The sequence below is a fragment of the Bordetella sp. N genome (assembly GCF_001433395.1).
In the GTDB taxonomy this organism is placed as follows: Bacteria; Pseudomonadota; Gammaproteobacteria; order Burkholderiales; family Burkholderiaceae_B; genus Bordetella_C.
In genome coordinates, this window is sequence record NZ_CP013111.1 from 3,750,407 (window position 1) to 3,765,752 (window position 15,346).

The 15,346-nt window shown below is 65.8% G+C and carries 12 protein-coding genes; 3 read left to right on the forward strand and 9 right to left on the reverse strand.

What is annotated here, in order from left to right:
* The first annotated feature begins 65 nt into the window (after positions 1–65).
* The 3 genes from tssK to ASB57_RS16045 are packed head-to-tail and all read left to right on the forward strand — an operon-like array spanning position 66 to position 5,024.
* Complete coding sequence (gene tssK / locus ASB57_RS16035) at positions 66–1,409, forward strand: type VI secretion system baseplate subunit TssK (protein WP_057656192.1); 1,344 nt, start codon at positions 66–68, stop codon at positions 1,407–1,409.
* 21 nt (positions 1,410–1,430) lie between these two features.
* Entirely contained in the window at positions 1,431–2,216 is a 786-nt protein-coding gene (gene icmH / locus ASB57_RS16040; protein WP_057653123.1) for a type IVB secretion system protein IcmH/DotU, read from the forward strand.
* Between the two features lie 21 nt (positions 2,217–2,237).
* The gene (locus ASB57_RS16045) at positions 2,238–5,024 is read left to right on the forward strand and encodes a type VI secretion system Vgr family protein (protein WP_057653124.1); all 2,787 of its coding nucleotides are present in this window, start codon (positions 2,238–2,240) and stop codon (positions 5,022–5,024) included.
* A 1-nt stretch (position 5,025) separates the two neighbouring features.
* On the opposite strand, the gene ASB57_RS16050 is transcribed toward ASB57_RS16045, so the two are convergent.
* From ASB57_RS16050 to ASB57_RS16090, 9 genes are all read right to left on the reverse strand, one after another.
* Positions 5,026–5,829, reverse strand: coding sequence for an IclR family transcriptional regulator (locus ASB57_RS16050; RefSeq protein ID WP_156414187.1), 804 nt, complete (start codon positions 5,827–5,829; stop codon positions 5,026–5,028).
* A gap of 92 nt (positions 5,830–5,921) precedes the next feature.
* Positions 5,922–6,899: a tripartite tricarboxylate transporter substrate binding protein gene (locus tag ASB57_RS16055; RefSeq protein WP_057653126.1), complete on the reverse strand. Its 978-nt coding sequence runs from the start codon at positions 6,897–6,899 to the stop codon at positions 5,922–5,924.
* 73 nt (positions 6,900–6,972) lie between these two features.
* The gene (locus ASB57_RS16060) at positions 6,973–7,911 is read right to left on the reverse strand and encodes a hydroxymethylglutaryl-CoA lyase (protein ID WP_057653127.1); all 939 of its coding nucleotides are present in this window, start codon (positions 7,909–7,911) and stop codon (positions 6,973–6,975) included.
* 42 nt (positions 7,912–7,953) lie between these two features.
* Positions 7,954–8,685 carry an enoyl-CoA hydratase/isomerase family protein gene (locus ASB57_RS16065; protein WP_057653128.1) on the reverse strand — a complete coding sequence of 244 codons (732 nt, stop codon included), beginning with the start codon at positions 8,683–8,685 and terminating at the stop codon, positions 7,954–7,956.
* Positions 8,686–8,687: 2 nt separating this feature from the next.
* On the reverse strand, positions 8,688–9,902 hold the full coding sequence (locus ASB57_RS16070) for a CaiB/BaiF CoA-transferase family protein (RefSeq protein ID WP_057653129.1): 1,215 nt from the start codon (positions 9,900–9,902) through the stop codon (positions 8,688–8,690).
* A complete protein-coding gene (locus tag ASB57_RS16075; protein ID WP_057653130.1) occupies positions 9,899–11,095 on the reverse strand; it encodes a CaiB/BaiF CoA-transferase family protein in 1,197 nt (398 codons plus the stop codon). The genes ASB57_RS16070 and ASB57_RS16075 overlap by 4 nt, the downstream gene beginning before the upstream one ends.
* 20 nt (positions 11,096–11,115) lie before the next feature.
* Positions 11,116–13,149: an acetyl-CoA carboxylase biotin carboxylase subunit gene (locus ASB57_RS16080; RefSeq protein WP_057653131.1), complete on the reverse strand. Its 2,034-nt coding sequence runs from the start codon at positions 13,147–13,149 to the stop codon at positions 11,116–11,118.
* Positions 13,150–13,167: 18 nt separating this feature from the next.
* Positions 13,168–14,799: an acyl-CoA carboxylase subunit beta gene (locus ASB57_RS16085; RefSeq protein ID WP_057653133.1), complete on the reverse strand. Its 1,632-nt coding sequence runs from the start codon at positions 14,797–14,799 to the stop codon at positions 13,168–13,170.
* 190 nt (positions 14,800–14,989) lie between these two features.
* Positions 14,990–15,346: a hypothetical protein gene (locus tag ASB57_RS16090; protein ID WP_057653134.1), complete on the reverse strand. Its 357-nt coding sequence runs from the start codon at positions 15,344–15,346 to the stop codon at positions 14,990–14,992.

Consider the following 15,346-nt stretch of genomic DNA (forward strand, 5'->3'; position numbering starts at 1 on the left):
GAATTGATTGCGTTTCCGTCCGCAGTATCTCCAACCGCAGTATCCATATAAGAGAAGAGTTGCTCGTGAGTCAGTCAGCCAAGATACTTTGGGGCGAAGGCCTGTTCCTTCGACCGCAGCATTTCCAGCGCCAGGACGCTTATCATGAGGCCCGCCTCGCGCAGACCGCGCGCGCCTTGCATCCCTACTCCTGGGGCCTGCGCAACGTGCAGTTCGATGCCGCGGCCCTGGCCAACGGCATGTTGCACGCGACGGAACTAGCGGCGATTTTCCCCGACGGTGAAATCTATTCGGCGCCCGACGCGGACGCCCTGCCGCCGCCGGTGTCGATGAACAGCCTGGACGGCGCCGCCGAAGCCATTTTCTATCTGGCCATGCACCCGCTCAAGGCCGTCGGCGGCAACTGCGCCGCGCCGCAGGACAATGATTTCGACGCGCGCTACCAGCGTGGCGACCAGGCATCGCCGGATCTCTATACCAACGCCAGCACGGCGGACCTCACCTACCTGCGCAAGAACGTCAGGCTGGTATCGGAATTCGACCCGCGCGACCAGCTGCTGGCCATCCCGGTGGCGCGTGTGCGCCGCAACGCCAGCTCGGGCTACGAGCTGGATCACGAGTTCATCGCCCCCAGCGTGTCCGTCGACGCGTGCGCCGCGCTGCATGACCGGCTGCGCCGGCTGCTCGACGCCCTCGAAGCCAAGGTCAGCACGCTGTATGGGCTGCACCGGGAGCCGTCGAAGAACGTCATCGAGTTCCGCTCCGGCGACGTCGCGTCGTTCTGGCTGCTGCATACGGCGAATGAGGCCCATGCGGCGCTGGCGCACCTGTATCACCACCCGGGCCTGCATCCCGAGCGTCTGTTCCAGGAGCTGCTTCGCCTGGCGGGCGCCTTGATGACCTTCTCCAAGGAATTCGCGCTGGCCGACCTGCCGCAGTATCGGCATGACAACCCCGGCCCCGGCTTCGCACGGCTGGACGGCATCCTGCGCGATCTGCTCGACACCGTCATCTCCACGCGTTACTTCTCCATCGCCCTGGAAGAAGTGCGGCCGTCCTTCCATACCGGCCGCCTGGACTCCGGCAAGGTCGACGACAAGACCAGCTTCTACCTGGCCGTGTCGGCCGCCACGCCGGCCGCGGAACTGGCCGACACGGTGCCGCTGCGCTTCAAGGTGGGCGCGCCCGACGACGCCGAGAAGCTGGTGCTGTCGGCCATGCCGGGTGTGCAGCTGGTCTACACGCCGCAAGTGCCCGCGGCTATCCCGGTCAAGCCGGGTGCCTGCTATTTCGCCTTGCAGACGCGCGGCGCGCTCTACGAGCGCATGTTGCAGGCGCAGAGCATCGCCATCTACGCCCCGGCCGGCATCCCTGAATTGAAGCTGGACCTGATTGCCGTCGCCCACTGATCCGACTCGTCCCTGACTCTCATGACCGATAACACGCCTTCCCTGATGTCCGGTGGCCCGCAACAGCTGCCACCGCGCGCCGCCGAGTTCATGGCGACGTCGACGAACAAATCGCTGATGGATATGCTTTACGACGGTTTCCTCATGCTGTTCCTGCTCAAGAGCGGGCAGGAACCCAAGGACGCCGCATCGTTCTCCGCGCGCGTGCAGCAGTTCCTGGCGGAGTTCGAACGCGCCGCCAAGAAGCAGGACCTGCCCGCCGAAGACATCTACGCCACCAAATACGCTTTCTGCGCGGCGGTGGACGAAACGGTGTTGAACTCCCGTTTCTCCATCCGCGACAGCTGGATGCTGCAACCGCTGCAACTGACGCTGTTCGGCGAGCAGCTGGCCGGCGAGAACTTCTTCAATCGCCTGGAGGACCTGCGCGCGCAGGGCGGACGCCGCCTGCAATCCCTGGAGGTCTATTACATGTGCCTGCTGCTGGGCTTCCAGGGCAAGTACCTGATCGAAGGCCAGGAGAAGCTGGGTTATCTCACCGCCCGCCTGGGCGATGAAATCGCCTTGCTGCGCGGCAAGCGCTCCGGCTTCGCGCCGCATTGGGCCATCCCCGACAAGATCGCCCATGCCATCAAGCGCGACGTGCCCTTGTGGACCGTGGGCGCCACCTTTGCCCTTATGGGCCTGCTGGCGTATTTCGGTTTGAACCACCAGCTGAACAATGACATGCAGACCGCCATGGCGTCCTATCACGACGTGGTGAAGCTGGGGCCCCGCGTGGCCCATCTGACCATTTCGCTGCCCTGACCCACCTACGCTAGCGCCATCATGGACACCGCCCTCGCCTACGCCACCTTGAACACGGCCCTGTTGACGCAGGACACCCGCCTGCTGCGGGCCACCACGCCGCTCGGCGACGCACTGGTCGCCGAGCGCTGCGTCGTGGATGAAGGCGTTTCGCGCCTGTTCAGCGTGACTTTGGATTGCCTGTCGACGTCGACGCAACTGGACGTGACGCCCATGCTGGGGCGGGAGATCAGCATCGACCTTCTGCTGGCCGATCGGTCCAGCCGCCGCTGGCACATGATGGTCACAGGCATCGACAACCTCGGCGCGGACGGCGGCCTGGCGCGTTACCGCATCCACGCAAGGCCGTGGCTGCAAGCGCTGGCCTGGCGCCGGGACAGCTTCATCTTCCAGGACAAGACGTCGATCGACATCCTGACGGAGATCTTCGCGGACTATCCGCTGTCGTCCTATGCCTTCGAAGTGACGGCGACGCCGCCCAAGCGCGCGGTGCGCACGCAGTACCGGGAGTCGGACCTGGAGTTCGTGCAGCGCATCCTGGCCGAGGACGGTCTGGCCTTCCGTTTCGTGCATCAGCAAGGCGATGGCGACGACTCGGATTCCGCCGCGGCCCGCCATCAGCTGGTGGTGTTCGATGCGGGTGCGACCCTGCCCGCCAGCGCGGCTTCGCCGATACGTTTCCATCGCAGCGACGCCACTGAGACCAGCGACACGATCACCCGTTTCCATTCCGCCCTGACGGTGCAATCCAATACCGTGACGCGCAGCGCCTGGGACGACAAGACCCTGCAGGCGCACGCGGCGCAGCTGGCGTCCAGCGAGGATGCCGGCAAGCTGCCCACTTTGGAAGACTACGATTACGACGGCCACGGCCGCTATGCCGACGGCGACGACGCCAATCGCGTGGCCGTGCTGCGCCTGCGCGCGCTGGAAGCCCGCCAGGTGCGTTATGAAGGCAGCGGCACGGTGCGGCAGCTGAGTCCCGGCGATACCTTCGAGATGACCGGCCATGACCGTTACGACGGCCAGGGCGGCGATGGCGCCGGTCAGGCCATCGACGAGCTGGGCCATGAATACACCGTGCTGCGCGTCATCCATGAGGTGGCGAACAACCTGGGCAGCCAGGCCGCGACCCTGGTCGGTTCGACCGACCTGGAGCGCGGCCGCTATCTGAACCGTTTCGACGCCCAGCCGCGCGCGGCGGCCGTGCTGCCGGTCTGGCGCACGCGTCCGACCGCGCCGGAGGCCGTCATCGCCCAGGTGGTGGCTGGCGACGAGGCGCCGATTGCGTCCGGCCGCGACCTGCGCGTCAAAGTGCAATTCCCCTGGCAGCGCGGCGAACGGCCATTGGCCGGCGGCCTGGCGCATCGCAGCCATGGCGATGAGCGCGGCAACGCGCCGGGCAGCGCTGCAAGCGGCACCTGGTTGCGCGTGGCCACCGGACAGGCGGGCCCGAACTGGGGCGGCCATCATATTCCCCGTGCGGGCACCGAAGTCATCGTTGAGTTCCTCGATGGCGATATCGACCAGCCCGTCGTCTCGGCGCAGCTTTATAACGACAGCGACCTGCCGCCCTACTCGGCCGGCATCGACGGCGGCGCCAACCATGGCGGCGTCCTCAGCGGCTGGCACAGCCAGGCCCTGGACGGGTCCGGCCATAACCAGTGGCTGTTCGACGACACCAGCGGCCAGTTGCGCATGCAGATGGCCACGTCCACCGCGGCCAGCCAGCTGAACCTGGGCCACCTGGTGGCCCAGGCCCCCGCCGACGGCACGCGCGGCGCCTGGCGCGGCAGCGGCTTCGAACTGCGCAGTGACGCATGGACCGTGTTGCGGTCAGGTCAGGGCATGCTGTTGTCGTCGGCGGCCGATGCGCAGGCGACGGCGACCTTGGCCACGCCGAATACGCTGCAACGCCTGCGCCAGGCGCAGAACATCGCGCAGCGGCTGGACTCCACCGCCGTGCAACGGAAGGCCCAGGCTTTGCGTGCGAACGAAGGTTTCGAAGACGCCATCAAGGCGGTCGACCCCGAGCAGGAAGGCAAGCTGCCCGCCTCGGTCAACGGCCAGGACGCCAACAAGGCCAGCATGGAAAGCCGCGACGGCACGGACCCGGTGGACGGCATCGCCGACGCCCGCGTCGTGCTGGATGCGCCCTTGTCCTTGAACCTTGCCACGCCGGCGTCGGCGGTGCTGCATGCGACCGGCGACGTCCACGCGTCGGCGCAGGAGGACGTGCACGTGTCGGCGCGCAATACTTTCGCCGTGGTGGCGGGACAGGCAGCGGGTATCTATGCCGACCAGGACGGCATACGGGCCATCGCGGCACAGGCGCCGGTGTCCCTGCGGGCGCATACGGACGCGCTGGAGCTGCTGGCCGCCCAGGGGGTGACCATCACCTCCACCGAGGCGGCCATCGACGTACTGGCCAAGGAAAGCGTGACTCTCGTTGCCGGCGGCGCCAGCGTGACCTTGCAGGGCAGCGACATCATTTTCAAGATGCCGGGCATGTTCTCCGTGAAAGGGGCGAGCCACAGTTTCGACGGCCCGGCGTCCGACGCCGCGCAGCTGCCGCAACTACCCAGCGCGCGCACCGGCACGTATACGCAACAGGTGGTCTACAACGACGCCCTGGGCGAGAAATTCGAGGACATGCCGTTCACGGTGCAACACAAGCCGGAAGCGGACACCTGGATGGGCGACACGCCCCTGGCCGGGTCGACGGAGCGCGTCCATACGGAAGAATCGCAGCCGCTGGAGTATTCCTTGCGGTATGCGAAGTTCAAGTTTGGTGATGAGGCGGCTTGAGTTAACGCGCCCGGATTGCCAGCGCCGAGATGGCCTGTTCGATACGGGCCGCCTCTTCCTTCAAGGACGCCGCCATTTCCTCTTCGCGCGCGAGGATGCGTGAAGCCAGGCTGGGCATGCTCAGCGCGCCCACGGGCCAACCGGTGGCGTCACGGACCGGCACGGCGATGCCGCCCATTTCCGGCACCACCGCGTTGAGCAGTGTGGAGTAGCCGTGGGTTTGCGCGAAGGTCACACGCTCGTCCAGCACGGCCGGTGTGATTTCGGGAAACTGTTCCAACGGCCCGGTGATACGCTGGAAGGCCGCGCGGCGGGCCTCCTCCGGCAAGGCAGCCAGCACGGCGATGCCGCTGGAGCCTGCGCCCAAGCTGCGGCGGCTGCCCACCTGCTGGTAATTGGCCTGGATGGGATAAGCGCCGGTTTGCAGATCCACGCACACCAGTTCGACATTGGACAGCACCGAGAAAATCGATGTGTCGCCCCAGCGGCTGGACAGATGCATCAAGGCCGGCCGCACGATGGCGCGCCAGTCCACCAGTTCACGCGCCGCCAGGCCCAGACGGGCTACCTCGGGACCCAGAGCGTACTGGCGAGTATCGGGATCGCGGCGCAACAGCCCTTCTTTTTCCAGGATGCCGATCAGGCGCAGCGCGGTCGTCTTGTGCAGGCCGCAATGACGGGCGATGTCCGTCAGCCGCTTGTCCTCCAGGCCCGCCACGGCCTTCAGGATCCAGATGGCACGCTCGACGGGGCTGACCGCGGCGTTATCGTCTTGCGTGGAAACGCTGGGGTCGGATGACGTCATGGAAAAGGCCGCGGCGCGGCGCAAGATGGCTGGCGAAGAAGTATAGCGAAGGAAAGCAGCGCTGCTGCCGCAAGGCAACAGCGCGTTGCGCGTTAGTCCAGCTTCGCGCCGGACTGGCGCACGATGTCGCCGAACTTGCGTTCCTCGTCCACCTGGAACTTGGCGAACGCGTCAGGCGTACTGCCTACCGGCTCGGCGCCCAGGGTGTCGAGACGTTCACGATACTTGGGGTCTTTCACCATCTCGGCCATCATCTTCGAGACCTGGCTCGCCAGATCCGCAGGCAGACCCTTAGGGCCCCAGATGCCGTACCACGTGGTGATCTCATACCCCTTGACGCCCCCTTCGGCCACCGTGGGCACGTCAGGCAGCGACGGAATGCGCTTCCCCGTGGTGACAGCCAAGGCCTTGAGCGAGCCATTCTTGATGTGCGGCATGCTGGACGGCAGGGAATCGAACATCAAGTCGACGTGACCACCGATCAGGTCGGTCAAAGCCGGCGCGCTGCCCTTGTACGGAATGTGCTGCATCTTGACGTCGGCCAGCAGGTCGAATGCCTCGCCCGCAAGATGGGGCGCCGCGCCGTTGCCCGACGAGGCGAAGCGGAAGCGCCCCGGGCTGGCCTTCGCGGCTTCCACCAGCATCGCCACCGATTGCACGGGCTGCTTCGGGCTCATCACCAACACCAGCGGCACCAGCGCGATCTGGCTGATGGGGGTGAAGTCCTTGATCGGATCGATGGGCACCTGCTTATACAAGCTGGGATAGATCACATGGATGGATGCGTTCACCAGCAAGGTGTAGCCATCCGCGGACGCACGCGCGACCGTCTCCGCGCCTATCATGCCGCTGGCACCGGCCCGGTTCTCCACGATGAAGGTCTGGCCCGTCTTCTCCGTCATGTATTGCGCGGCCATGCGTCCCAGGATATCGGTCGGGCCGCCCGGCGGATACGGCACGATCAAGCGTACCGGTTTGTCCGGATAGGCGCTTTGCGCGGGGGCAGCCACGACTGACAGGGCCAAGGCCGTCAGCGCGGTGGACAAGACGTGTCTCCAAGCATTTTTCATTTTTTATTTCCTGTTTCCTGAAACGATGGAAGTGGATGTACAGCAAGGTCTACAGCGGTAGTCGCGGGCGAGTTCAACGCAGCGGATTCGCGCCCGTATGCGTCACATGGCCGGCCAGCTTTCGGTTCAATACCGTTTCGCAGTGTTGTCCGGCCTCGATCAAGGCGGGCACATCTATGCCGGTGCGCACGCCCATGGCTTCGAACAGATCCACCAGGTCTTCGGTGCAGGCATTGCCGGTATAGCCGCCGCCGTATTGCACTTTGGCCGGGTGGCCGCCGACGCCGCCGATGGCCGCGTCGAAATAACGAACGTCCGCTTCCAGCGCCGCGACGCAATTGGCCAGCGCCGTGCCGCGCGAGTCGTGGAAATGCGCGATCAAACTGGCATCTGGCAGTTCACCGCACAGCTGTTTGAACAGGCCGCGCACTGTCTGGGGCGTGGCCATGCCGGTCGTATCACCCAAGGTGATGTACTGGACGCCATACTCGCGGAAACGGATGGCATCCTCGATCACACGCCTGGGATTGACGGCGTGCTCGAAAGGGCAGCCGAAGGCCACAGAAATGGTGCCGACCAGCCTGAAGCGGCCAGCGGCCAACTGCGCCATCTCGCGCACGTTTTCCCACTGGTCCTCGCGCGAGCGCTTCAAGTTGCGCTGCGAATGCGACTCGCTGGCCGACACCAGCATGCTGATCTCGGTGGCGCCGCGTCCGGCTTCCAGGTCGGCCAGGGCGCGCTGGACGGCACGGGGATTGGGGCAGGTCGCCTTGTAGTGCACATCATGGTGGCGCTGTATGCCGGCCAGCACCTGGCTGGCATCGGCGAACTGCGGAATCACCGCGGGGTTTGAATACGAGGTGGCTTCAATGCGCTGGAAACCGAGCGTGGAGAAGCGATCGACGAGGTCGATCTTGACCTCGGCGGGCAGCATGATCGTCTCGTGCTGCAGGCCGTCCCGGCAGAAGCACTCGCAGATCACGACATCGGTGTGGCTGGCAGGGTCTTGCATGATGGCATCCCGGTTGGATTGCGGGTTTGATGACTTATTTGCTCACCGTTGCGCGTGGGCATGCCGGCGCATGGCGACATTCAGCTCGCGGCCGGCCGCAAGACCCTCGGGGAAAGACAGATCGAGCGTGCGGTAAAACAATTGCCTGGTCGAAGACAAGGCAAAAGGCGCATACGTCGCCCAGCGCCGGCCGATATCCAGAGCCGCTGCCAGCGCCGTATCGGGCGTCTCCGCCGACGCATTGGCCAGTCCCCACTCGCAAAGCTCCGTGCCGTTCAGCACACGGCCGGTGGACACCAGCTCGAAGGCCCGTTTCGGGCCAAGATTTCGGGTCAGGTTGGCCATCACGATGGCGGGGCAGATCCCATGCGTGATCTCGGGATAGCCCAGCCGGGTTGCCTGCGCCGCCACGATCATGTCGCAAGCCAGCGCCAGGCCGGCGCCACCGCCCAAGGCATTGCCCCACACCGCGGCAACCACGGGCTTGCCCAGGGAGGGAAACATCGCGTGCAGATCCGCCGTCAGCGTGGCGCGCACCTGGGCCTGCTCGGCATCCTGGCCGAAGCCTTTGAACTCCGTGGTGTCGGCGCCGGCGCAGAAGGATTTGCCTGAACCCGCCAGCACGATGGCCCGGCAGGATTCGTCGCGATCCGCGTCCCGCAAGGCCTGCAAGAGGCGGCTTGTCAGTTCTGTATCGAGCGCGTTGTGCCGCTCCGGCCGCTGCAGGGTAAGGATCCGCACCGCGTCTTGTGTTTCTATCTTCAGCACGTCCATGACTACCTCGCGGAAATATCGTCGTGGGTGTAAACCACCCCCGACTTGCGCAACTCGGACACGCGCGCGAGCGAAATCCCCGCGTCCGTGAGGACTTGCTCGGTGTGTTCGCCCAGCACGGGCGCGGCCGGCACGGTGGTCCGCGCCGCGCCGGGAAGGCGCGCATATGGCAGCTTGCCGTAGGGCCCCTGCTCGATCTCCGCAAAGACGCCCTGCGCGCGCGCCTGCGGATCTGCCATGAAGCCGGCATAGTCCAGCACGGGCGCACACAACACGTCTTCGGCACGGAAGCGCGCGACCCAATGGGCGGAATCCGCTTCCAGCAGCAAGGCCTGGATGCGCGCGTTGATTTCATCGGCGTGCGCCAGGCGATCGGCGTTGGTGCGATAACGGGGATCGTCGATCCACGCCGACTGTCCGAGCGCCCGGGCCAGCCCGTGGAACATCTTGTCGCGCAGGGCCGTCAGGTTCACCAGGCCATCGCGCGTGCGGAACGTTCCGGAGGGCACCGTGATCGGCGGCTTGCGCGCCGCGCCGGCGTGCATGGCCGCATCCAGGATGGGAATGCCCTGCAGCGCGGCGGCGCTTTGCATCAGGGTGATGGGCAGAAAACCGCCCAGACCCGTGCGCGCCTGCCGCAGCAGCCCGGCCGTCATGCCTTGCGCGGCGTACAGGCCCGCGGTCACGTCCACCGCCATCATGCCGATCCGGCGGGGTTGATCCACGGCATCCCGGTTCATCACCATCATGCCGGTCAGCGCCTGCACAACCGAGTCCGCACAAGGAAGATCGCGGTACGGACCGCTGTCGCCGAAGCCCGTCAGGGAGACGTACAGCAGACGGGGATGGCGCTTGGCCAAGGTGGCGTAATCCAGCCCCAGGCGGCCGATCACACCGGGCCGAAAACTTTCGATCAACACGTCTACCCCTTCGACCAGACGAGCCAGCAGCTGCAGTCCCTCGGGCTTGCGCGCGTCCACGCAGACGGAACTTTTGCCAGGGTTGCAGGCAATGCTCAATGCCGTCAGTCCCTGTTTGCCGCCGCCCATCAGGCGCGACCAGTCCCCCTCCGGCGGTTCGACCTTGATCACGTGCGCGCCCTGCATGGCCAGGATGGCCGCGGCGTACGGTCCGGCGATGCCCTGGCTCAAGTCGAGCACCTTGATGCCTGCCAGCGGTCCGTGATCGGCCATGGCGTCGTTTCGCGCGCCGGTCATTGCTTGTCTCCCGCGGCCACGGTCCTGCCGGACGTGGCTGCTGGCTCGGGGGAGCCATCCGAACCAAGGATCTCTTCGTTGTGCTCGCCCAGCCGCGGCGGCCGCCGCGAGGGCCGGCCGGGCGTACGGGACAGCTTCACCGGCAAGCCCGTGCCACGATATCCGTCCAGTTCGACCACCATCTGGCGATGTTGCGTGTGCGCATGGGACAGCGCCTGGCCGACGTCGTTGATAGGCCCCGCCGGCACACCCGCCCGCGCCAGCCGGTCACACAAGGCCACGCCATCAAGCAGGGCCAGCTCCTGCTGCAGGATCAGCGTCAGCTCCTGGCGGTTGCGCACCCGCTGCGGGTTGGTGGTGTAGCGCTCGTTCTCCGCCAGATCGGCGCGCCCCAGCGCCGCGGCGAACTTGCGGAACTGGCCGTCGTTGCCCACGCCGATGAACACATCCGCCGTCGCGGTCTGGAATTTGTCGTAAGGGACGATATTGGGATGACCATTACCCAGCAGAGGCTGCGGCACCCCCGAGAGCAACCAGTTCGCGGCGGGCGGATGAAGCAAACTCAGCGCCACATCGTAAAGCGCCACTTCGACCAGTTGGCCCCGTTGCGACGTGTGCCGCTCGTTCAAGGCCATGGCGATTCCCAGGGCAGCTTGGGTGCCGGTCGAGATATCCACCAACGGAATGCCGATGCGCGTGGGACCCGATGCCGGCGTGCCGTTGATGCTCATCAGGCCTGCCATGCCCTGGATGACGGCGTCGTAGCCCGGCAAGGCGCCCAGCGGACCGTCCGTGCCGAAACCCGTGATGCGGCAATGCACGAGCCGGGGGAAGCGCCTGGCCAGGACCTCTTCATAGCCCAGCCCCCACTTCTCCAATGTGCCAGCCTTGAAATTCTCGATGAAGACGTCCGCGTCTTCCAGCAAGGCCAGCAGGCGCTCACGCGCGTCGCTTTGGGTCAGATCCAGCGTGATGCCACGCTTGTTGCGATTGACGCCCGTGTAATACGACGCGGCGTCTTCGGTGAAAGGAGGACCCCAGCGACGGGTATCGTCACCGCCCGGCGGCTCGACCTTGATGACGTCAGCGCCATGATCGGCCAACAGCTGGCCGCAATACGGCCCGGCAAGCACACGAGAAGCGTCGATGATGCGCACACCGCGCAGCGCGCCAAAGGGAGAAGAAACCGGCATGGATAACGTTCCGCGTAAGTTCAGGCTGGCGCCTGTTCGGATTGGGGCAAGCGATCGAGCACGACAAGCAGGGAGCGCGCATTGGCCTGATCGCCCGCGCTTACCAACACGCGCTGGACCACACCGTCGAAGGGGGCGATGTGCTGCGTCTGCATCTTCATGGCTTCGGTGATGGCGACGACGTCGCCGCGCGCGACACGCTCGCCCTCCAGCGTGCGCACCTCGATGACGCGGCTGCTGGTGGCGGCACGCAGCTCGCCGCTGGCAGCGTCGTCGGCGCCGCCACTGCGGGCCTGCAGGCTGACGTCCTCGAAACGGCGCGATACGCCGTCGCGATGCAGGTGCAGGACGTCGCCGTCCCGGACGAAGGCAGCACGCGCCGACACGCCGTTCAGCGTATAGGTGACATTGCCCGAGGTGGCTTCGAGGATGGTGACTTCATGGATTTCATCGACGGCGGCAGTTGCCCGGTCGGCAGGAGCCTCCGCGGCGCCCAGCGTCACTTTCCACGTATTGCCTTCGCGCAGCACCCTGATATCGACGGCGGCGGCATCGTCGCGCTCGCGCAAGGCGAGCAGCGCGGGAAGACGGCGCGTGACGACCGGACGCGAGGATCCCCGGCCCGTGGCGCCGCCACCCTTGCTCAGCAAGGCCGCTGCCACAGCCATGTCCTGGCGCAGGCGCGCAGGGTCCGCCGCGGTCAAGTCCGCGTAATGACGCGCGATGAAACCGGTGTCCGCGCCGCCCGTCACGTAAGCAGGATGCGCCAGGCAGCGGCCCAGGAATTCCAGATTGGTCCGTACCCCCAGCGCCACCGTCTCACGCAAGGCCGCCCGCATGCGCCGGATGGCGGCGTCGCGATCCTCGGCGTGCACCACCAGCTTGGCGAACATCGAGTCGTAGTACGGCGAGATTTCAGCGCCGGTCCGGATTCCGGTCTCGACGCGGATATCCGCGGGCGCGCGCCACAGCGCCACGCTGCCGCTTTGCGGCATGAAGTCCCGCTCGCCATCTTCCGCACATAGGCGGACCTCGATCGCGTGGCCCTGCAAACGTATGTCTTCCTGGCGTAGCGCCAGGGGCTGGCCCATGGCGATGTTGAACTGCAGCGCCACCAGGTCCAGGCCCGTGATCGCTTCGGTCACGGGATGCTCCACCTGCAGACGCGTGTTCATCTCCATGAAGTAGAACGCGCCGCTGTCATCCAGCAGAAACTCCAGGGTGCCGACGCCTTCATACCCAATGGCCTTGGCAGCGGCCACGGCTGCCTGTCCCATGGACTGCCGTGTCTCCGCGCTGATGCCGAAGCCTGGCGCTTCTTCGATGACCTTCTGGTGGCGGCGCTGGATCGAGCAGTCGCGCTCGCCCAGGTGGATGGCGTGCCCATAACGGTCGGCCAGCACCTGGATCTCGATATGACGGGGCTGCTGCACGGCTTTTTCGATGATCACGGCGGCGCTGCCGAAGGCGCTTTGCGCTTCCGACTGGGCGGCATGGAGCGCTTCGGCAAAGTCCTGGCGCTCGAAGACGATGCGCATGCCGCGTCCGCCTCCGCCCGCCGTGGCCTTGATCATCACCGGATAGCCGATACGGTCGGCCTGCGTCCTCAGCGCCGCGGCCGACTGATCCTCGCCTTCATATCCGGGCACGCAAGGCACGCCCGCGGCGCGCATCAAACGCTTGGCGTTGGCCTTGTCGCCCATGTCGAGAATGGCCTTGGGCGACGGACCGATGAAGATCAGGCCGGCGTCAGTGCATGCGGCGGCAAAGGTGGCATTCTCTGCCAGGAAACCGTAGCCGGGGTGGATGGCGTCGGCGCCGCAGCGACGGGCGGCGTCGATGATCGCGGGAATGTTCAGATAGGACGCCGCGGGAGCGGGCTCGCCGATGCAGACGGACTGGTCGGCGGCCTGCACATGCGCTGCGTCCTTGTCGGCACGCGAATAGACCGCCACCGTGGCGATGCCCAGGCAGCGCGCCGTACGCATGATGCGCAGCGCAATTTCGCCACGGTTGGCGACGAGCACTTTCTGGATGGGGGAATGTTCGGTCATGATGGCAGCGAAGACGGTTCAGGGACGGGCCACGGAGAACTGCATGGGCTGGACTTCGCGCCGCTCGGCATCGCGACACAAGCGTAAAGTCCACGCCAGCACGGCGCGGGTGTCGCGCGGATCGATGACGCCATCGTCGAGCAGGCGCGCGCTGGTGGCGAAGACGTCCATCTGGCTCTGGAAGTTGGCGACGATGCTGTCGCGCAGGCTGGCCATGCGCTCCTCGTCCACTGGTTTTCCTTCCCGTTCGAGTTTGGAGCGCGCAACGGTGGTCATGGTCAGCGCCGCCTGTTCGCCCCCCATGATGGCGCAGCGGGCGTTGGGCCAGGAGAAGCAGAAACGGGGATCGAAGGCGCGTCCACACATGGCGTAGTGCCCCGCTCCGAAAGACGCACCGCAGAACAGCGTGATCTGCGGCACTGTGGCGTTGGTGATGGCCTGGATCATCTTTGAACCATGCTTGATGCTGCCGGCCTCCTCGAACGCGCGCCCCACCATGAAGCCGGTGGTGTTGTTCAGGTAAAGCAGAGGCGTACGGGACTGGCAGCAGACCTGGATGAAGTGGGTCGCCTTGGCGGCGCCATCCGGGTCGATCGGTCCGTTGTTGGTGATGATGCCTATCGGCAGGCCATCGATACGGGCCAGCCCGCACACGGTCGCTTCGCCGTAACGCTCGCCGAAGGCCTGAAATTCGGAATCGTCGACCAGACGGGCGATGACTTCACGCATGTCCACCGGCGTCTTGTCGTCCACCGGCATGATGCCCAGCAGGTCTTCCGCGTCGTAGCGCGGGGGGCGTGGGGCGGCGCCTGATGCCGCGGGTGTCGGCACGTCACGGTTCCAGTCCAGCGACGCGACGATCTCGCGCGCTATCCGTATGGCGTCATGGTCATCGCGCGCCAGGTAGTCGCCCAGACCCGAGACCGAGCAATGCATGGCCGCGCCGCCCAGTTCTTCGTCGGTGGCGGTCTCGCCCGTCGCCGCCTTGAGCAAGGCCGGCCCGGCCAGATAGGCTCGCGAGCGCCCTTCCACCAGGATGATGTAATCCGACAGGCCGGTCTGGTAGGCGCCGCCTGCGGTGGACGGGCCGTGCGTGATGGTGATGACGGGGATGCCGGCGGCGGACAGGCGCGCGAGGTTGCGGTACTTCTCGCCGCCGCGCACGAAATTCTCGACGTTGTAGTTCGTCAGGTTGCCGCCGGCGCTTTCGATCAGTTGCACGTAGGGCAGACGGTTTTTCAGTGCGATTTCCTGCATGCGCAGCATCTTTTCCAGGCTCTTGGGCTGGAAAGCGCCAGCTTCGATGCCGGAGTCGGATGCGCAGATCATGCAGGACACGCCGTGGATTTCGCCGATACCGGCGATCAGTCCGCCGCCCGCGATAAGGCGCCCCTGGGCGTCGGCGGCTTTCATGCCGTAGCCGGCCAAGGTGGCCAGTTCAAGGAAGGCACCGTCACGGTCGAGCAGCAGTCCCACCCGGTCCGCCGGCAGCAGCTGGCCGCGCGCCTCGAAACGTGGCTTGGCGGCCGACGACTTGTCACGGGTGTCTGCCTCGGCGCGGCGGACACGTTGCAGGAGCGTGAGCATGCTCTCGCGGTTGCGACGGAAAGGCCCCGCCGTCACCGCGAGACGCGATTCAAGAATGGTCATGTAAAACCTTGGCTGACGGAATTAACCGTCTTGACTTGGCGTTGTCTCGTAGGTTTCGTTTGCCGAAACCACTTTTGTCTTAGTGCCGAAAGTCTATTTGAAGGCTCGCGTGACTCGCAATACCTTCGCCAAGCGTTGTTTCATCCAACGAAACCGGAGCACCACACCCCCTTGAGCGCGCTCAGGGCGGCTAACCCGCCACGCGGGCCTTGCCGGTGCGCCAGTAGTGCAGAATGAACTGCAGCAGCGCGAATATCACCGTGGGGAGCATGTACAGCCCTAGCTCGATGACGCCGTAGAAGTACTCGCGGTCATAGGCCTGGGACACGAAGAAGCACAGGACTTCCCACGCTACGGCGAAGAGGATCAGGACGATGGATAGCGCGGTGAAGAACGCTCTGACGCCGGTCGATCCAAGCGCATTCTTGCCGCGCGAGAACTCGGCGGCGATGCCGATGACCAGCAGAATGGGATAGACGAACCACGTCGCTCGTATGCCCACCGCAGTAGTGTCCAGAAAACCCTCGAGCAATGCCCGCGTATCCAA